The organism is Pseudomonas sp. 9AZ (assembly GCF_902506525.1).
Taxonomy (GTDB): Bacteria; Pseudomonadota; Gammaproteobacteria; order Pseudomonadales; family Pseudomonadaceae; genus Aquipseudomonas; species Aquipseudomonas peli.
Window position 1 is genome coordinate 4,389,217 of sequence record NZ_LR733840.1, and the last position, 18,252, is coordinate 4,407,468.

The window sequence follows — 18,252 nt, forward strand, 5'->3', positions numbered from 1 at the left end:
CAATGTCGAAATCACTCGCAGGTCTTCGCGTACTCGAAATGGGGCGGATTGTTTCCGCCCCCTGGTGCGGACAAACCCTTGGCGACTTGGGCGCCGATGTCATCAAAGTCGAGCGCCCCGGTGTTGGCGATGACATGCGCAGCTACGGCCCGTCCTTCGCCGTGGATGCCAATGGTCAGCAGACGCCGGAGTCAGGGCATTACCTCTGCTCCAACCGCAACAAACGCTCCATAACCTTAGATATCACCAAGCCTGAAGGGCAGGAGATTATCCGCAAACTCGCGGCTGATTCAGATGTTCTCATCGAAAACTATAAGGTCGGCGATCTGACGCGCTACGGCCTGGACTATGAGAGCCTGTCCAAAATCAATCCAAACCTTATCTACTGCTCGATCACCGGTTTCGGTCAGACGGGCCCGTACGCAAAGCGTCCGGGTTATGACGCCGCATTCCAAGGTATGAGCGGCATGATGGCGGTCACTGGAGAGCCCGACGGTGGCCCCCAGCGGGTTGGCGTATTCGTCATTGACGAGATGACCGGCCTGTATGCCAGCGTGGCGATCCTCGCAGCCTTACGCTACCGCGACTCGGGCGGTGGCGGGCAGTACATCGATCTGGCATTGCTCGACGTAGGCGTTGCGGCAATGGCACCCCGCACCATCGAATGGACGCTGGAAGGAAAAATTCCCGAACGTCTTGGCACCAAGTCTCCTGGCTCAGCGCCAGCGCAGGTATTCGCCTGCGCCGATGGCTACTTGAACATCCAAGCAGGCGCGGAAGTGCACTACCGCAAACTGTGCGATGCCTTGGGCCTGGAAGAGCTGAAGGAAGATCCGCGCTTCGCCGTTCGCAAGGACCGGGTCATCAACCAGGATCTGCTGGTATCGATGCTCGAAGCGAAGATCAAACTGCGCCATACCAAGGAACTGTTTGACGACCTCGTCGGCAGAGGCGTGGTTGTGGCTCCGATCTACAACGCCAGCGAAGTGGTAAACGACCCACAAGTCCTGCACCGCGAATTGTTCTTCGAGGTCCCTCACCCAACCGCAGGCAAGGTTCCGCTAGTGAAAAGCCCGATACGGCTGTCGAAGACCCCGGTCGACATGTTCACTGCGCCTCCGACCATCGGCCAGCACACTGACGAGGTGCTGGCTCAAGTACTTGGTTACAGCAACGAGGAGATCAGCACTCTCTCGAGCATTGGTGCAATCTGACTTGATAACGCTTCATCAGCCCGCGTAAGCCCTAGGGTCTTACGCGGGCTTTTTTACCTTCATTCCGAAGCCGTGCGCGGGCTTGCTGTCAGGTTCATTAAACGTACCGCGCCAGGGGGAATTTCTACTGACGCAAAAGCCTCACTCAAAACGGCCAGTCTCGCCTCGACGTCGGCAGGAAAGGGCGCGGATCGACGGGTCGCCAAATCCACATTGGTAGTAACGTATTCAATAGTTGCAACCAGCGGCCCATCCGGACCTTTACGCATCTCATGGTAGTGATGAAAGCGCTTGTGGTCGTATCCCACTAACCAGCTGCGAATAGAAATCGGATCACCCAAGTTCAACTCACGCTCGTAGCGTATGTGTGCTTCGCGCTGAAAAACAGTCAATCCGCGCTCTCGGTAAGGTACGCCAAACCCTAACGGTCGGAACAATGGGTACAAGGCACGCTGGAAAACCAGGTAGTAGTTAGCGGCCCCCATATGGCCATTGAGATCAATAACATCCTGCCCGACGACGCCCTCCATCGCCGCAATAGGTACAACTGTAGGCAATGGCGGCAACAGCAATTGCTCTTCATTCATAGTTTCACGTCCATAGCAAAAAAATAGCACACGGCAAACGTAGGGATCTAGGTTATCTATGTTAGGCATTTATTGGTAGCCTGTTACCGACCGCAGGGCTGATCGCCCCCGCCTTGCCTCGCCGTTCTCACTACAAGAAGAGCTCAGCATGAACGACAACGCCGCAGACAACCGACTGTTAATCCGGGATGCCCTGAGAGAGATCCTGCGCCGCATCTGGCCAATGGCGAATGCAGTGACCAGCGCTTCGGACGCCATGAAGCTCTGCGCACTCTGGGTGGAACTCTGTCAGAACGGTGTGGCCGCTATGGAAGATGTGTGTGACCTGGCTATGGTCATGCACGAAAGCGGTCGTGCAGCGGCGCCCATTCCGTTGCTGGGTAGCTGCATCGCCACGCGCCTACTCGCTCGCATTGGTAACCAAGAAAGACAATTGGAGGCGATTCAGACTGGCGACATGCGCATCGCGCTTGCTTTCTCCCAATTTGACGGCGACAACCAAGCAGGGACGCTGCATGTCGACTCAGGAATCGCGAATGGTGCCCTCGCGAATATTGAGGACTGGGCTGTTGCCACACACCTCCTCGCCTTCAACCATGACGGTACTTGCGCGGCCTTAATCAACCGGCAAGCAACCGGCCTCACATGTGAGACAACCCCAGGCTTCGCGGTACCTTCGCTGGCCAGACTTTCACTGCACGACGTTCGCTGCGAATTGCTTTCGCTGACCCCGGAACAGGCAACCGAGCTGGTCAGCCTTGCCAGGCTACTGCTGGCGGCACGCGCCAGCGGAGCCGCGCGCAGAGGGTTCGAACTTGCGATTGACTACGCCAAACTCCGCGAACAGTTCGGCCAAGTTATCGGGCATTACCAAGCCATTCAGCACAAGTTAGCCGACTGCGCAGTGACACTGGACGTCTGTGACCTGATGATTGAAAACTGCGCCAATGCCCTTCAGCGTGGCAGTGGCACATTTGAGACGGCTGCCCTCTTCGCTCTGGCCAGCCCTGGATTGCGCAAGGTCGCGCTAGAGTTGCATCACACATTCGGCGCTATTGGCTATGCCGAAGAGCACGAGCTACCACGGCACTTTCGCCGCATCCATGCAGACATGACCCGCCTGGGTGGCGCCCCGCTAGCCCGCCTTCAAGTGGGCAGATACCTGCTTGAAAATGCGGGTTCGCTGCCTGAACTTCAAAGCGATACTGAGGCTGAACGCCTGCGTGGCCAGGTGCGTAATTGGCTGGGTAAGAACTGGGATGAAGCCGCTCGGCAAACTGCACGTCTACGCCCCTTCGCCGAACGCGATTCGGACCCTGTGTTTATTCGCGCGCTTGGGAAGCAAGGTTGGCTGGCCGTCAACTGGCCAAAGAGCCACGGCGGCATGGAGTTTTCTCCGCTGGAACAATTGGCATTTGTCGAGGAAATGCACGGGGCTGGCGTGCCGATTGCGCCCGCTCAAGCGGGCAGTTGGCTTATCGCGCCCGCACTTATCAAGTTCGGGACCCAGCCACAACGCGATCAATTCCTGCCCCTGATCGCCAGTGGCGAAGCCCGGCTCTGCCTCGGCTATAGCGAGCCGCAAGCGGGCTCGGACCTAGCATCTCTGCGTACCAAGGCCATCCGTGATGGCGACGACTACCTAATCACGGGTCAAAAGCTTTGGACCACGCTCGCCGAAACGGCAACTCACATCTTTCTCGCCGCACGTACCGATCTAGATGCGAAACCCAAGCACGCAGGCATCAGTCTCTTCATCGTGCCTAGCAACGCTCCGGGAGTCGACATCAAGCCAGGTATGGCGCTCTACGGCCGAACATTCTCGACAGTTTTCTATGATGAGGTTCGTGTGCCGGCGGCGAACCTCATCGGGCCACTCAATGGCGGCTGGGGAGTACTCACCTCTGCTCTGGCGTCGGAGCGGGTTCTTATGGGCGGCAACGTTGCACGGTTGAAAGGGCTGTTGGAAAGCATGGCCAATGCGCTTCAAGATCGTAGTGATGACCCGATCGTCATCGACCGCTTAGGAGGACTGACGGCTGAACTCCAGGCCGCACGGCTACTTGTAATACGCTCCGTCCAGATGCTGCAGAAAGGTAAACCGGCGCTACTGGAGGGTGCCATCAGTAAACTATTTACCGGGGATTTTTCTGAACGATTTGGAGAGACTGCACTGGAGCTGTTCGGAACCAGCGCAACACTTTCCGAAGAGTCTCTTGCGGCGCCAATGGGTGGCGTGATTGAGCAACATGTCCGTGCATCAATCATGGCGGTAATCGGCGGTGGCACGGCAGAAATCCAGCGCAATCTGATTGCGCAGCGCGGCTTTGGGCTGCCCCGCTAGAGCGTATCTGGCGCAGGTATAACCCTGCGCCAGAACCTATTTTAACGACCGCCCCACACCGGTTTGCGGCGCGCGAGGAAAGCCTTGGTGCCTTCCTTCGCGTCGGCACTTTCTCGCACCAAGCAGCCAGCCTCACGCATCGCAGCGAACAGCTCCGTCTCATCCAAATCATCTGCGCGTTTGGCTACCTTCAGGCTCTGCTGCACCGCTATCGGGGCACACTCGGCAATCTGCTGCGCCATCCGCAATGCTTCGGCATCGGCTTCGCCAGGCGCAACCAGCCGATTTACCAGCCCTAACTCGTAGGCACGTGAGGATGATATCGACTCCCCCGTCACCAGCATTTCGTATGCAATCGCCGGTGGAATCCGCCGGGGCAAACGAAACACGCCTCCGGCTCCGGCATAGATGCCGCGTTTGACTTCAGGCAGGCCAAAGCTGGCCCGACTGGAAGCCACCAGCAAGTCACACGCGAGGCAAATTTCCAGGCCACCGCCATAGGCCGGAGCATCAACAGCAACGATCCAGGGCTTGGTGCGCTGCGCCTCGATGATCCCGGCGAACCCGCCTTCCTTGGTCAGCAAAGCAGCATGATTTCCCGATGCGACTTCCGCGAGGTCAGCACCCGCGCAAAAACTCTGATCGCCAGTCGAAGACAGCACCACCGCTCGAATCTGCGGGTCCTCTTCAGACAGTTTGACTGCCTCGCCAATCCCTTGAGCGATCGCGGCATTGATAGCATTGCGCTTTTCCGGTCGATTGATTTTCACCAACAGCACGTGGTCACCCACACGCGTTACCTGCAGCATTTCGTCCACTGATCACCTCCCATTATTACCGCACGATATGGCTTGCCAGTCCGACGCCAGATCTTTATGGTTATATAAGTACATATAGTTAACTATGTTAGGGCGGGGTTGCAATGTCGAATTACACACAAATCGATAAAAGTCGTCTGCATTACATTGGTGGGGAGTTCGTCGCTTCCACCGGCACCGAGGCCATCGAAGTGGTCGACCCGGCTAACGGTGAGGTCATCGGAGAAGTCGCGGCCGGCACGGCCGAAGACATCAATACGGCGGCTCAAGCCGCTCGCGAGTGCTTTGATTCACGCGCTTGGCGCAAGCTGACCGCCCATGACCGGGCTAATACCATCTGGACGCTCGCCGACCGAATCGCCGCTCATACCGACGAGTTTGCCGAGCTGGAAGTCCGCGATAACGGCATGCCATTGATGTTTGCCAAAGCCACGGTAGGCAGCCTAGTCAACGGCCTTCGCTATTACGCAGGCATGGTCACCAAACTACATGGCCAGACTGCAGAAATCTCCGGCAACGGCCGCGAAATGCACGCCTACACCCAGTCTGAACCGGTCGGTGTAGTGGGCTCTATCACGCCCTGGAACGCGCCATTGGGTGTACTCGTCAACAAGATCGCGCCGGCTATTGCCGCAGGCTGCAGCATCATCTGCAAACCGGCCGAGCAAACCCCCTTGTCTGCTGTGCGCCTCGGTGAGTTACTGGACGAGTGGCAGCTATTCCCTAAAGGCCTGATCAACATCGTCAATGGCTATGGCCATGTGGCCGGTCAAGCCATGTCTGACCATCCGGACATAGACAAACTGACCTTCACAGGCTCCACTGCGGTTGGCAAGAAACTGGTCCACGCCTCGGCGAACAGCAATCTCAAGCGTGTCACGCTAGAGCTGGGCGGCAAGTCTCCGCTGTTTATTTTCGATGATGCAGACCTAGACAAAGCCATCGCCGGCGCAGCCATGGCGATCTTCGCCAACAGCGGCCAGGTGTGTTTCGCCGGTTCGCGCCTGTACATCCAGCGCGGCATCTTCGACAAAGTCATCGAGGGCGTAGCCAAAGCCGGTGCAGCCATGCGCTTGGGCAGCGGTCTCGACCCACAAAGCCAAATGGGCCCACTGGTCTCGGCCCTGCAGATGCAGCGCGTGTTGTCTTATGTGGAAAGCGGTATCAGTGAAGGCGCTGAGCTCGTGTGTGGTGGCCAACGTCATGGCGATAAAGGCTTCTTCGTCACGCCCACCGTGTTCGCCAACCGTGAGCGCAAGGTCATTCGCATTGCCGAAGAAGAAATTTTCGGCCCGGTGGTTACCGCCATGCCATTCGACGGCCTCGAAGAAGTGGAAGCACTGGCTAACGCAACGCCTTATGGTCTGGGTGCCGGTATCTACACCAGCAATGTGTCTACCGCACACCGTGCAGCCAAGCTGATTCGTGCCGGCAACGTCTGGATCAACTGCTACGGCATCCTCGACAAAGCCATGCCGTTCGGTGGCTACAAGCAGTCCGGCTGGGGTCGTGAATCCGGATTCGAAGGCATCGCGCCCTTCCTCGAAACCAAGTCCGTGTACACCATGCTCTAGCGCCGAACGGCTGTCAGCTCCCTTGCTGGCAGCCGTTTTCGCGCGACCCTCAGACAAATTTCCTCCCACTACAAGAAGGAATGCCGGGATGATCGATCCTCAGCGCATACCCGTGATTGTCGGCATCGGTGAATGCATCGATCGCGACAACCTCCAAGAACCCCGCGCACTTCTGGCCGAGGCAGCGAGAATCGCTGGAGCTGAAGCGGCAGGCCTACTGCAACAGGTTGACTCCATCGACGTCGTGGCGATCATGAGTTGCCAATATGACAAGATCGGGCAATTACTGGCGAGCGACTTGGGAATTTCTCCTGCCCACGCCGAGGAAAGCGTCGCCGGCGGAGAGAAGCCTGTACGGTTGCTTGGCGAAGTGGCGGAACGCATTGCCGCTGGAACCTCGAAGGTTGCCCTCATCTGCGGCGCAGAAGCCATGCGCACGCGCGCGCGCGCAGCGCAGAACGGCCCCCCACTCGACTGGGGCCCGGTGGATCCGACCGCCAAGCCGCTGACCGCTCTGGACTTTGTGACGCCCCATGCCGCTCGCTATGGCTTGGTTCAACCCACTCACGTCTACCCACTGTACGAGAACGCCACCCGCCACACCTGGGGGCAAAGCTTCAGTCAGGCACAGCAAGAGTCGGCGCGCATCTGGAGCCAAAATGCAGATGCCGCGTCTGGCAACGCGTCAGCGTGGCTCGGCAAACCGCATAGTGCCGAACAAATCATCGAAGACAGCGACAGCAATCGGATGATCGCCTATCCGTATCGCAAACTGATGGTCGCTAACCCGATGGTGAACCAAGCGGGCGCAATCCTCGTTACCAGCTTGGCACGAGCGCAAGCCGCTGGTATTCCACCCAGCAAAATCATCTATATCTGGAGCGGTGCCCGCGCCAACGAAGCCAGTGACTTCCTGATCCGAGATCGTTTCGATCACAGCACAGCGCAGGATGCGGTCCTGCAAAGCACCTTGGCGCAAGCCGAGCTGCAGCCGTCCGACATCGACTTGGTGGAGTTTTACAGCTGCTTTCCCACAGTTCCGAAGATGGCCCGCCGCACGCTTGGCTTTCCGCTGGAGAAGCGACTCAGCCTAGCGGGTGGTTTGACCTTCTTCGGTGGCCCAGCAAATAACTACATGACTCATGCGCTGGCTGCTGCCGTCCGCGAACTGCGGGAGCACAAGGGACATAACGCCCTGATCTACGGCCAAGGCGAGTTCGTGACTAAACATGCCGCCATCGTGCTCGCCAACACTCCACCGCTTAAGTCTCCGCAAATGCTCGATGTTCAAGCCGATGCGAACGCAGCTGCAGGACCGCAGTCACGCTTGCTGGAAAGCTATCAGGGCGCCGCTACAATCGAGAGCTTCACCATTATCTACGACCGCAACGGAACCCCTTCCCAGGCACCAGTGGTAGCCCGAACACCGAATGGGGAACGGGTTATTTGCTTGGTACCGGGCGATGATCAAGCAGTGATCAACCTGCTGCTGAGCCAAGACCCCATCGGTCGCGACGGCTATATCACGCATGAAGAACAAGGGCTGCTGCGGTTCCACATCAACGCACCAACGTAAAAAGCATCCAAGTCATCTTGGCGTCGCCGAACACACTCGACCATTCGGCGACACTCAGGCTGGTTGTGATCGCTACGCTGGTGTGTGCGTACAGCTTAAGCAGATGGTATAACAGCCCAAACCCGGCCTGACTGAATGGCAGATAACCCAGTTCATCGACGGCCGAGTATGTGACGGAAGTCAACGCCATTCTAGGTGCCTTGGTTGCAGCAACAGCGTCACGTCAGGGGCTGACGGTTGAAGTCCCCTGACCACGACTAAAAGTCAGTATGCCTTCTTAATTAGTCTATCGAGAAGCTTTTGCTGTTTGTCGCTATAGGGCGGATTAAAGAACATCTTGGCGAGACTGATCCGCCCCTGCGTCATCACCGCTTTCGCATGACTGAACTGCCGGAATCCATCACGTCCGTGATACGCCCCCATCCCGCTGTTGCCGACGCCGCCCAGTGGCAGGTTTTCGTTGGCCGCATGCAAGGCGATATCGTTGACCGACATGCCACCGGACACTGTTCGCTCCTTAAGGTCACGCATTTCGGCCTTGTCACTGCCGAAGTAATACAGGGCGAGTGGTCTCGGCCGAGCGTTGATGTAATCGATGACATCAGGCAGCGATTCATAGGTTTTTAGCGATAGCAGCGGGCCGAAGATTTCGTCCTGCATTATGTCCAGGTCATCGTGCGGCTCGACCAGAATGGTCGGTGCGATACGCCGACTGTTCTGCCCTGTGAAGTTACCCTTGGCCGGATCAATGGTTTCGATACGCACGCCGCGCTCGCGCGCCTGCTCGACATAACCGTTCAATCGCGCGAAATGACGTTCGCTAATGATCGAGCAAAATTGATCGTTGTCCTTGATATGCGTGTACCACCCCCGAATTTTTGCGTGCGCGCGCTCGATGAACGACTCCGCCATCTCCCGTGGTACGAAGACATAATCGGGAGCAAGGCAGATCTGCCCAGCGTTTTGAATCTTCCCCCACATCACGCGATCGACGGCGAGATCGATATCGGCACTGCGACCTATTATTACCGGGCATTTACCGCCAAGTTCGAGCGTAACCGGCACCAAGTTCTCGGCGGCAGCCGCCATTACATGTTTCGCCACCACCGGTGCGCCGGTGAACAACAAGTGGTCGAACGGCATGCGTGAAAACGCTTGGCCAACCGCCGCCTCGCCGAGCACTACAGTCAACTCGCTGGGATCGAAATGGCGTTCGATGAGCTCCTTCATCACGCGCGAGCTTTCGGGCGCCAGCTCGGATGGCTTCAACATCGCGCGGTTGCCTGCGGCGAATACGCTGGCGAGTGCGCCCAGCGACAACACGATCGGGAAGTTCCAGGGCGAGATAACGCCGACCACGCCGAGTGGCTGATAGAAAACATGGGCACGCGTGCCCAGCAGGCCCATCGGAAACGGCACGGGACGTTTCTCGGACCTCGCCCAGCGACGGACATGTTTGATCGCGTCGCGAATGGAACTCAGGGCACCGACCATTTCCATACGCGTCTGGATGATGGGACGCCCCGCGAAATCGGCCATCGCTGCCTCAGCCAGCACGCGCTGGTTGTCTACGATGATGGTCTCAAGCCGGCGTAGTCGGTCGATGCGCACGACTACCGGAGTGAATCCCTCTGCCGTTGCAGCCTGCTTGATGACTGAGAAGCGTTGCTGCAGTTGGGTCAGTACGTTAGCTGGATCTGTATCGATGATTTTGTTCATGACTGGGTATCCATAGCTGTGGAATTCAAGCTGCGAAATAGTTCATCAGTGACCAGGCAAGCGCCGGAGAGAAACGGCGCAGCCACTGTATGAAGCACGCGTCGACGGTCGGATAAATCCACAGGTTGCCGCGTCCCAGCCCAGCTTCGATGGCATCGATGATGGCTTCCGGCGCCGCCATCTGGCCTTTTTCCGCTGCATCACGCAACGATTTTACGGCGTCCGAAGCCTGTCCAATCAGCGGCGTGTTGACCGCACCTGGGCGCACGGTAGTGATGCGTAGGCCGGTGCCACGCAATTCATGGGCGAGCACTTCACCGAAGGCGTTCACGGCTGCCTTACTGGCATTGTAGGCGGCCATTCCCTTGGTGAAGACCACGCCGGCCAGTGAGCCGAACAAGATGATGTCACCGCTATTGCGTGCGCGCATGCCGGGCAGGACTGCCTTGACGGCATACACTGTGCCCTCGTAGTTGACGCGCATGATCTGATTTATGCGCTCGGCGGACATGTCTTCAATCGTGGCACCCGGCATGATGCCGGCGGCGGCCGCGAGTCGGTCGATTGGCCCCAGCGTATGCTCGACCTGCTCGACCAGCCTTTCGACCTCATCGGCAACGCTGACATTGCATTTGAACGCCACGATTGACGGATGCTGGGCCACCACTTCGGCCATACCCGCCTCGTTGAGATCGGCGATGGCCACCTTCGCGCCCGCTGCGGCCAAGCGCAGAGCCATAGCGCGCCCCATACCGGACCCGCCTCCAGTGATGAGCACCACCTTTCCTCGAAATGCCATGGATTGCCTCCAGTTTGCGCAGTGATTTTTATAGGTTTATTTGTCAGTCGACAAAGTCTACTTAAGCCAACATGAATATTGCAATATCCGCGTAGACCCGCAAAATTACGGCTTCAGTAATTTTGGATTTTTCGTATGGCAGTCAGAAGCAAAACCACACAGCGCGGCGAAGAAATGCGTGCGCTTATTTTTGATGCCGCCGAAGAAATGTTTCTCGCCAAAGGTTTTGACACAGCTACACAGCGTGAAATTGCCGAAGCAGCCGGTATCGAGCAGGGGTTGCTGACCTATTACTTCAAAACCAAGAAAGAGTTGTTCGAAAAAGCGCTGGAACGACGGCTGCAGGCGACCTTCAATCTGCAGCATGCTGCCCTGCAGACGCTGCTGAAAAAAACCGGCGGAAAGCCCGTTGTGGAAGATGTTTTGCAGGCCTATAGCAATCCCGTTCTTAACGCCGTGCTGAAAGGTGATCGAGGCATTCTGTTTGCCGTGCAATTAACCCAAATACGCCTACCGTCCAACACCGACAGCGAACTACTCACCGCCGCCGAGGCGCTCTATGCTCCGCTGCGAAAGGCCTTCGTCGATGCACTGGTAGCGGCACTTCCGCACGCCAGCAGGAAGCGTCTCGATATGGGCTTTGATGCATTTGAGGCGATCTATTTCGCGCTGTTCACCGACCGCCGCGGCGGCATCGACATGCCGCTTTGGCAGAGCACCCCCGCTTCACGGAAATTCATTGTAAATTTTGGCGCTGCCGGTATTCGGGGGATGGCGACTCCAAGGTAAGCGCGGGATAAATCGGCGTTGTCCAACGTCGCGCTACTCGTCAAGAATGGCAACGCTTCCTTAAGTATAGGCTTTCTTTCCAGGGAAATTGGACACAGCCTCAGCCGAGCAATCAACAAACCTTTAGGTCTTAAGGGCCGGACCGGCAGTCAGTCCACCATCACAAACAAACTCGGAACCCGTGCTGTAGCGCCCGGAATCGCTAACTAAAAACAGCGCCATTTCAGCCACTTCCTCAGGCAATGCAACTCGTCCCAATGGCGTGCTTTTGCCTGCATTATCCGCCATGCCGGGAACAGCCCCAATCATGGGCGTTGCCACCGCTGAGGGGTGAATCGAGTTGACCCTGATGTTGAAGGGGGCAAATTCAAGAGCTGCCACCTTGGTCATACCGCGCACAGCCCACTTCGTAGCGGAGTAGCCAATTGTCCGGGCAGTGCCTGTTAGCCCCGCAGCAGAGGACATATTGACTATCGCCCCGCCCCCGACCTCACGCATTGGCGCTAGCACCGCCTGCATACCGAGAAAGGCACCCAACTGGTTGACCTCCACCATGCGCATAAATCCCTCAACGGTCTCGCGCTCGATAGGTGCGATGGCAAAAATCCCGGCTGAATTAACCAAAATATCCAAACGACCAAATCGTGCCAATGTTATTTCGACAGCTTTAGCCCATGCGGCAGGGTCGCGCACATCTAGACTCACCCGCAGGCACGATTCGCTCCAAGACTCTTCGGCGACGACGAAATCTGCCACCACGACCTTTGCACCCTGCGCCTGAAACAGTGCCGCGATAGCTGCACCGATACCACTTGCACCGCCGGTGATAAATGCCACGTTACCGCGCAGTTTCTGCCCATTCGGAACATCGTGCATAACCAACTCCCTGCTTAAAGGACTAAATTTCTCCAGTACCGGAAGCACTGGAATTACTCATCTAGAGGCCGGGTAAACCACCACATAGCGCACCACGTCACCGCTGCGCATCACGCCAAAGACATGGTTGATCTGGTCCAGATCCAACTCATGAGAAACCATGTCATCCAGGCCGTACCTGCCTTCGGTGTACGTGTCGAAAAACTCTGCCTCACCTCAACCACATCGCCAATACATTCATGGCTTAGAGTCGCCAGAAAGCTTTGCTGAATTTTTCTCTCGGAACACTGAGATCCGAATGGGCATAGCTGTGCCTCTCAAAGCACTAGCTCTCAGCGAAACGCCCGTTGGCTAGTGAAAAAAGCGGCGCTACCAAGAGAGCCATACAAACCCCTCAGTCCAAATAATCGAGCAGCCCGCCCAGCACTTGGTTAACACCGCCAGAAACCGTCCGGCACACCAAGTAATTACCCTGATAGCCCCGACGAACATTTTTGGCGAAGCTGATCAACGTGCCCTTCCCGCCCGCAGCAGCCGGCAACATACGCACCCGCTCCAAGGCGTCACGTAGCCCTTCAGGAGTAGACGGGGCCATCATCGACAGGGCCTTGGCCAGCGTGCGGCCAATGTCGTAGCCGATGGCCTGATAAGGGTGACCGGCACAGCGGCCGAAGCGTTTCTCGAACGCATCAACCATGGAGTTGAAAACCAGATTGGCCTCATCGAACTGATCAATTCCGACCCAACCTTCAAAGGCTTCTGGTCCATCGAACCCCGGTATTGCCGCGACGAAATTACAGACCATGAACTTGCCTGGAGTCCACCCCGAAGCGTCTAACGCTTGGACGAACTTACGGTGCATGGCCACCGAAATCACCAGCAAGGCATCCGCCTGACTGAGCTGGGCCGCCTTCACGGCGTCATTCACTGCGTTCTGGCTCGGGGCAGGGCTGATGGCAAACGTGCCGCTCACGTGCAGACCACACTCACGCATGGCCTGGTTGAACGTCACGGCATACTCATCCCCCATCATGCTGGCATCGCGAATCAGGGCAACGCGCTGGAAGCCTTGTTGACGCGCGTGGCGGACGATCATTCGAATTTCGTCGGCGTAGGTGCCATTAGGCAACTGAAACAGGAAGGGGCTGGACAGATTAAGGGTGCCACCAAAAGACAACACCGGCACCATGGCGCGGTCGATCTCGTGGCGACAGGCCATCAGATCGTCGGGGAGAGTCGGGCCAATAATGGCGTGAACGCGTTGTTCGTACGCCAGGTCGCAGAATGCCGCACGCACATCCAGGGCGGATGCGCTAGGACCGCCATGAACCTTGCGCGTCACCAACTCCACACGCCGGTCTATCAACCCGTCCTGCCAAGCCTGCTCCAAAGCCAGCTCGATAGCATTGGCATAGTCCAGCATTGGCTGCGTCTGGTGAGCCCAGTCGACAAGCAGCCCAACCCGCCAAGGTACGGTACTGGGGCGGCGGGGGTTGTCAGCAACGGCTTCTTCATCCATGGCGAACCTCAGCGAAAGCGCGCCCGCCAGGGGGCGAAGATGGTTGGTTTGAGTATCCCCGCAGGCGCTGCAGCAACTTCCGGCATGGCGTTGATGCAAAGCGCCGCGATGGCTTTCCCGTTGGGGTCATAGCCGCCTTTGGTGAGGGCATCCGCACCGACCGCCTCAAGCGGCATTTCTGCTCGAAAGTTAGGCTCGCCGTCCACATCAACAATCCAGACGTTACGCTTGTCCCACCCGGGTATTTCGTCGACATACCAATGAGATTTCTGACTGACTGCGAGGCCGTTGGCCATCTGAATATCCCAGATCCAGATGGTGGCTCGTGAGGTTCCGGCTGGTATCAGACCAGCCTTGATCTGGATGTCCTGCTCCGCTGGAATCCAATCCAGACTGAGCGTGATGGAAAGCACCTCGGTTTCCCATTGCGCCGCCATCAGGTGATACATCTCGCTATACAGCGCGGTCAACGTCCGCGGGCTCTGATGATCCAGCGTGATGGTCCCGGGAGGGTGTCCGAGCCCAATGACATCGTAGATGGTGTGGGCCGGCCGCATGCGGAGGTCAAAGTACTCAATGAAATTGACTGATTTAACCTGGGTACAGAAACTCGTGACTGCAGGCCCAATCCGATCAAAGACAAAGCCGGGACAGATACCGTTGCCGTGCAGCGTGCTGTTGCCCTGGGCACAGGCATCGAGAAACTGCCGCTCATACTCGACGCCACGCCAACGAGGCCAGTAATAGCCGCGCACAGAAATGACGTTCTTACCTGACGCCAGCAAAGCGATCACATCTTGGTCGGAAGCCTCCGATGTCGGCTCCAGCATCGGCATGTGCAGGACAAAATCAGCCTCAAGATCGAGAATATCTTGAATGCTGTTAGTGGCACCCACGCCCGTCGCATCCCGCCCACAAAGAGCACCAGCATCCAGCCCCGCCTTGCTGGATGAATAAACATAGACACCTACCAACTCCAGATCAGGATGATCAATGATCTGCCGCAGGGACTCTTGCCCCAATGTACCCGTCGCCCATTGCACGACACGGTACGGAAATTTTGCCGATTGTTTAGCCATCTCTCCACCCTGTACTGACTACAGATCGGTGCCATAACGTCACCTGGCGGCTGAATTGGCCATCGTTACCAATATGATTTGAAATCCTTGCCGACAGACATCGGAGAGCCACTGTCGGCTCCAACGTTTCAGCGGACATCCCGCTGCGGGAGGCATCTCATCGGGCGGAAGCATGAATGATCTCCAGGCTGCATTTCTGATGGCCCCGAGGTGGAGACACACTCCAGCTCGACGCTTACCTCAATCGTACCGCTCATTAATTTCGATTCATCTGAAGCAAGCCTAACGTAGGCAACCTAGATATCTACGTCAACCATAATTTTCGTAGCAGCGTCCTTCCAAGACTTGGGCAGATTTTCCTTGCCATATAGCTATCTTAGTTATATAAGTTTTGCATTCCGACAGGCGCAGAGAAACCGCATAAATGCCCGCCAAAACCACCGCCGACTTCGACCAGTCATTAGTTCCGCGAGTTAAATAGCTGCAGTTATCGGCGAGTAATACTTTGAGCATCTGCGTACACACAGTTACCTGTGTGATTACTGCGAATGCCCACACACAGATAAAACCGAACAACGTGATCACAGAGAAAGCAGCGAACGCTATGGATAACTCAATCGAAAATGCAGCCCCGGAAAGCGTGCCACACAGCATGACGCGCCTGACTATTGCCCGCCGGCTCACCGAGTCCAAACAGCAGGTTCCGCACTTTTATGTAAAGGGTGCATGCAGAATCGACGCCCTGCTCGCCTTGCGCAAACAGATCAACGAAGGTGCCGAGGTCAAAGCCTCCGTCAATGATCTGATCGTCCGGGCAGTCGCGCTCGCCCTGCGTGAAGTACCAGATGCCAATGTGTCCTGGGGCGAAAAGGCCATGCTGCGCCATCAGCAGGTAGATGTGGCTGTCGCGGTAGCCACTCCTCGCGGCTTGATCACACCTATCGTGCGCAATGTCGAGCAGAAGCAACCGGCAGAAATCGCCAGCGAGATACGCGCCCTCGCCGAACGTGCCCGGTCTGGCAAGCTGAAACCCAACGAATACCAAGGCGGCACTGTGACCGTGTCCAATCTGGGGATGTTCGGTGTAGAGGAATTCAGCGCCATCATCAATCCACCACAATCGATGATTTTTGCCATCGGTGCCGGTGTAGAACACGCAATCGCGTGCAATGGCCAACTCGAAGTCGGCACGCTGATGAATGTCACGGTCTCAGTGGATCACCGCGCAGTTGACGGGGTAGTGGCCGCTCAGGTCTTCGCCGCCTTCAAGCGACTGATTGAACAACCTGAAAGTTTGAGCGCTGCGTAATACGCAGAACGCCCTGTACCGCAGCGTCGGTGTAGGGCATTTTTATTCTGGACGGCAACTGAAAGCACAAGCTTCAGTTGCCTCCATTTTTTTGCTTCCGAATTGATAAGCCATTTGCATCGCATTTGATGCCAATTCCGTTCGTGCCTACACGCAGGTTCTCTCTTGTGCTGCCTTGCTCGACCTAAAACGGCGGCAATCACGCCCCATCATCTAAGCGTTGGGCTAAGGCATTCGATTAAGGCGGCACTCAGTTTCCAGGGCCCGAGACCTTCACGCTGCCGAGGGTGCCAGCTCGTTGGAGCGTGGCGATCGGCAGCGTGATGGGTCAAGCCCGCATGGCTCACTTCAGGCTGCGGTGAAGTCGAAGCTGGTGTAGCCGCTCTCCGCTTCCGCATCGCACTTCTGCCGGAAAGGCCCGACGCCGCCTACATACGGCATAAATACCCGCGGCTTGCCTGGGATGTTGGCGCCTACGTACCAAGAGTTGGCTTGCGGGATCAACGTCGAGTTCGCCACCTGATTGACGTGCTCGACCCAATCCACCTCCGCCTGCTCCTTTACCTCTATGCGCGACAAGCCCTGGTCTTGCATGTGGCGTATACAGTCGGTTACCCAGTCAACATGTTGCTCGATCGAGAGCACAACGTTGGAGAACACCGATGGGCTGCCTGGTCCGGTGATCATGAAGAAGTTAGGGAACCCCGAGATCGCAACACCCAAATAGTTCAGCGGGCCGGCTGCCCATTTTTCGGATAAACGTAGCCCTTGCCGACCACGGATGTCCACGTCAAGCAAGGCGCCGGTCATGGCATCGAAGCCTGTAGCGAAGACGATCGCATCGAGTTCGTATTCACCGTCTTGTGTACGAATGCCTGTCGGTACGATGCCTTCGATAGGCGACTTGCGTACGTTGACCAGGGTGACGTTGTCGCGGTTGTAGGTTTCGTAGTAATCGGTACCGACACAGATACGCTTGGCACCCACCGGATAACCATGGGCGCAAAGTTCATCCGCGACATCAGGACGAGTGACAATGCTGCGGATCTTGCGATGCAAGAAGTCCACTGCGTATTGGTTGGACTCCTTGCTCGTCATCATGTCCTTGTAGGTAAACATGAACTGCGGACCGCCGACGGTCCACTGTTGCTCGAACGTCTGCTCCCGCACCTCAGGACTGACCTCCAGTGCCGACTGGGTTGGTCGTGGGTGAAGGCCCAGGCCCTGCACTCGCGCCTTCGCCCGAATACCAATGTAGTCGGCCTTAATTTTGTCGACGTAATCATCCTTGAGCGGCGCATTGCGTGCCGGCACCACATAGGCGGGTGTGCGCTGGAAAACATACAGGTGCCCCGCCTGCTGCGCGGCAACCGGGATGAGCTGAACGCCGGTCGAGCCGGTGCCAATAATGCCCACCCGCTTGCCCGTGAAATCAACCCCAGCCGTTGGCCAGTCGACAGTGTGGTACCTGTCGCCCTTGAAGGTTTCGAGCCCATCCATCTCAGGTAGGCGAGCCGAGGACAGGCAACCGCTGGCCATGATGAAGTAACGGGCGCTGACTGCGTTACCTTGGTCGGTGAGCACGTTCCAGCGGTCCGTGGCGTCGTCGAAACTAGCCGAGGTTACGCGCGTGCTGAATTGGATGTGCCGGCGCAGGTCAAAACGCTCGGCGACGTGCTGGATATAGCTCAGTATTTCCGGCTGGGTCGCGAAGCGCTCGCTCCAGCACCACTCCTGCTGCAGCTCCTCAGACCAGGAATAGGAGTACTCCACGCTTTCGGCATCGCAGCGCAAGCCTGGGTAGCGGTTTGCATACCAAGTGCCGCCAACATCGGCATTCGCGTCGAATATCTGTACTCGCAGGCCGAGACCACGCAACTTGTGGAGCAAGTAAAGACCGGCGAAACCGGCGCCGACGACAACAGCATCGATCTGGTCAGAATTATTCGACATCGAGGTCGGACTGGAAGAGAAGTGTTCGGACATGCTCAAAGAATCCTTATAAGGCGGAATGGAGCAAGGGACTTGAATATCCCCTGACTGGACAGC

General features: G+C 57.2%; 14 protein-coding genes and 1 pseudogene. 6 read left to right on the forward strand and 9 right to left on the reverse strand.

Features of this window, described 5'->3' with window-relative positions; all coding sequences use genetic code 11:
- Window positions 1-2 precede the first annotated feature (2 nt).
- Complete coding sequence (locus ALTER154_RS20460) at window positions 3-1,214, forward strand: CaiB/BaiF CoA-transferase family protein (RefSeq protein WP_160089827.1); 1,212 nt, start codon at window positions 3-5, stop codon at window positions 1,212-1,214.
- Between the two features lie 59 nt (window positions 1,215-1,273).
- On the opposite strand, the gene ALTER154_RS20465 is transcribed toward ALTER154_RS20460, so the two are convergent.
- The gene (locus ALTER154_RS20465) at window positions 1,274-1,801 is read right to left on the reverse strand and encodes a thioesterase family protein (protein WP_160089829.1); all 528 of its coding nucleotides are present in this window, start codon (window positions 1,799-1,801) and stop codon (window positions 1,274-1,276) included.
- A 148-nt stretch (window positions 1,802-1,949) separates the two neighbouring features.
- Here ALTER154_RS20465 and ALTER154_RS20470 point away from each other — a divergent pair, with 148 nt between their 5' ends.
- Entirely contained in the window at window positions 1,950-4,145 is a 2,196-nt protein-coding gene (locus ALTER154_RS20470) for an acyl-CoA dehydrogenase family protein (RefSeq protein ID WP_160089831.1), read from the forward strand.
- A gap of 41 nt (window positions 4,146-4,186) precedes the next feature.
- Here ALTER154_RS20470 and ALTER154_RS20475 read toward each other — a convergent pair whose 3' ends face one another.
- Entirely contained in the window at window positions 4,187-4,954 is a 768-nt protein-coding gene (locus ALTER154_RS20475; RefSeq protein ID WP_160090230.1) for an enoyl-CoA hydratase-related protein, read from the reverse strand.
- A 113-nt stretch (window positions 4,955-5,067) separates the two neighbouring features.
- Between ALTER154_RS20475 and ALTER154_RS20480 the strand changes: the two genes are divergently transcribed.
- Both ALTER154_RS20480 and ALTER154_RS20485 read left to right on the forward strand, forming a co-directional pair.
- A complete protein-coding gene (locus ALTER154_RS20480; protein ID WP_160089833.1) occupies window positions 5,068-6,537 on the forward strand; it encodes an aldehyde dehydrogenase in 1,470 nt (489 codons plus the stop codon).
- A gap of 88 nt (window positions 6,538-6,625) precedes the next feature.
- Window positions 6,626-8,113, forward strand: coding sequence for an acetyl-CoA acetyltransferase (locus tag ALTER154_RS20485; protein WP_160089835.1), 1,488 nt, complete (start codon window positions 6,626-6,628; stop codon window positions 8,111-8,113).
- Between the two features lies 1 nt (window position 8,114).
- Here the strand turns inward: ALTER154_RS20485 and ALTER154_RS21085 are convergent.
- The 3 genes and pseudogenes from ALTER154_RS21085 to ALTER154_RS20500 form a co-directional block, all read right to left on the reverse strand.
- Window positions 8,115-8,324: pseudogene (locus tag ALTER154_RS21085) on the reverse strand (ATP-binding protein); the annotation flags it as partial.
- 53 nt (window positions 8,325-8,377) lie between these two features.
- Complete coding sequence (locus ALTER154_RS20495) at window positions 8,378-9,832, reverse strand: coniferyl aldehyde dehydrogenase (protein WP_160089837.1); 1,455 nt, start codon at window positions 9,830-9,832, stop codon at window positions 8,378-8,380.
- A gap of 25 nt (window positions 9,833-9,857) precedes the next feature.
- Window positions 9,858-10,631, reverse strand: a complete 774-nt coding sequence (locus ALTER154_RS20500; protein ID WP_160089839.1) for an SDR family oxidoreductase — start codon at window positions 10,629-10,631, stop codon at window positions 9,858-9,860.
- A 135-nt stretch (window positions 10,632-10,766) separates the two neighbouring features.
- On the opposite strand from ALTER154_RS20500, the gene ALTER154_RS20505 reads away from it, so the two are divergent.
- Window positions 10,767-11,420, forward strand: a complete 654-nt coding sequence (locus ALTER154_RS20505; protein ID WP_160089841.1) for a TetR/AcrR family transcriptional regulator — start codon at window positions 10,767-10,769, stop codon at window positions 11,418-11,420.
- Between the two features lie 123 nt (window positions 11,421-11,543).
- On the opposite strand, the gene ALTER154_RS20510 is transcribed toward ALTER154_RS20505, so the two are convergent.
- From ALTER154_RS20510 to ALTER154_RS20520, 3 genes are all read right to left on the reverse strand, one after another.
- Window positions 11,544-12,296, reverse strand: coding sequence for an SDR family oxidoreductase (locus tag ALTER154_RS20510; RefSeq protein WP_160089843.1), 753 nt, complete (start codon window positions 12,294-12,296; stop codon window positions 11,544-11,546).
- 394 nt (window positions 12,297-12,690) lie between these two features.
- Window positions 12,691-13,815: an ABC transporter substrate-binding protein gene (locus ALTER154_RS20515; RefSeq protein WP_160089845.1), complete on the reverse strand. Its 1,125-nt coding sequence runs from the start codon at window positions 13,813-13,815 to the stop codon at window positions 12,691-12,693.
- Between the two features lie 8 nt (window positions 13,816-13,823).
- A complete protein-coding gene (locus ALTER154_RS20520) occupies window positions 13,824-14,894 on the reverse strand; it encodes a hypothetical protein (RefSeq protein ID WP_160089847.1) in 1,071 nt (356 codons plus the stop codon).
- Between the two features lie 535 nt (window positions 14,895-15,429).
- Here ALTER154_RS20520 and ALTER154_RS20525 point away from each other — a divergent pair.
- Window positions 15,430-16,203, forward strand: coding sequence for a 2-oxo acid dehydrogenase subunit E2 (locus ALTER154_RS20525; protein WP_218585089.1), 774 nt, complete (start codon window positions 15,430-15,432; stop codon window positions 16,201-16,203).
- 348 nt (window positions 16,204-16,551) lie between these two features.
- On the opposite strand, the gene ALTER154_RS20530 is transcribed toward ALTER154_RS20525, so the two are convergent.
- Window positions 16,552-18,189 (reverse strand): NAD(P)/FAD-dependent oxidoreductase, encoded by a 1,638-nt coding sequence (locus ALTER154_RS20530; protein ID WP_306108838.1) that lies wholly within the window; start codon window positions 18,187-18,189, stop codon window positions 16,552-16,554.
- Window positions 18,190-18,252: the final 63 nt, after the last annotated feature.

What these genes read in the sequence shown, in the direction of transcription:
- ALTER154_RS20485 (WP_160089835.1), top strand. Translation starts at nt 6,626, where the DNA reads ATGATCGATCCTCAGCGCATACCCGTGATTGTCGGCATCGGTGAATGC.
- ALTER154_RS20510 (WP_160089843.1), bottom strand. Translation starts at nt 12,296, where the DNA reads ATGCACGATGTTCCGAATGGGCAGAAACTGCGCGGTAACGTGGCATTT.
- ALTER154_RS20480 (WP_160089833.1), top strand. Translation starts at nt 5,068, where the DNA reads ATGTCGAATTACACACAAATCGATAAAAGTCGTCTGCATTACATTGGT.
- ALTER154_RS20495 (WP_160089837.1), bottom strand. Translation starts at nt 9,832, where the DNA reads ATGAACAAAATCATCGATACAGATCCAGCTAACGTACTGACCCAACTG.
- ALTER154_RS20530 (WP_306108838.1), bottom strand. Translation starts at nt 18,189, where the DNA reads ATGTCCGAACACTTCTCTTCCAGTCCGACCTCGATGTCGAATAATTCT.
- ALTER154_RS20465 (WP_160089829.1), bottom strand. Translation starts at nt 1,801, where the DNA reads ATGAATGAAGAGCAATTGCTGTTGCCGCCATTGCCTACAGTTGTACCT.
- ALTER154_RS20520 (WP_160089847.1), bottom strand. Translation starts at nt 14,894, where the DNA reads ATGGCTAAACAATCGGCAAAATTTCCGTACCGTGTCGTGCAATGGGCG.
- ALTER154_RS20505 (WP_160089841.1), top strand. Translation starts at nt 10,767, where the DNA reads ATGGCAGTCAGAAGCAAAACCACACAGCGCGGCGAAGAAATGCGTGCG.
- ALTER154_RS20470 (WP_160089831.1), top strand. Translation starts at nt 1,950, where the DNA reads ATGAACGACAACGCCGCAGACAACCGACTGTTAATCCGGGATGCCCTG.
- ALTER154_RS20515 (WP_160089845.1), bottom strand. Translation starts at nt 13,815, where the DNA reads ATGGATGAAGAAGCCGTTGCTGACAACCCCCGCCGCCCCAGTACCGTA.
- ALTER154_RS20500 (WP_160089839.1), bottom strand. Translation starts at nt 10,631, where the DNA reads ATGGCATTTCGAGGAAAGGTGGTGCTCATCACTGGAGGCGGGTCCGGT.
- ALTER154_RS20475 (WP_160090230.1), bottom strand. Translation starts at nt 4,954, where the DNA reads ATGCTGCAGGTAACGCGTGTGGGTGACCACGTGCTGTTGGTGAAAATC.
- ALTER154_RS20460 (WP_160089827.1), top strand. Translation starts at nt 3, where the DNA reads ATGTCGAAATCACTCGCAGGTCTTCGCGTACTCGAAATGGGGCGGATT.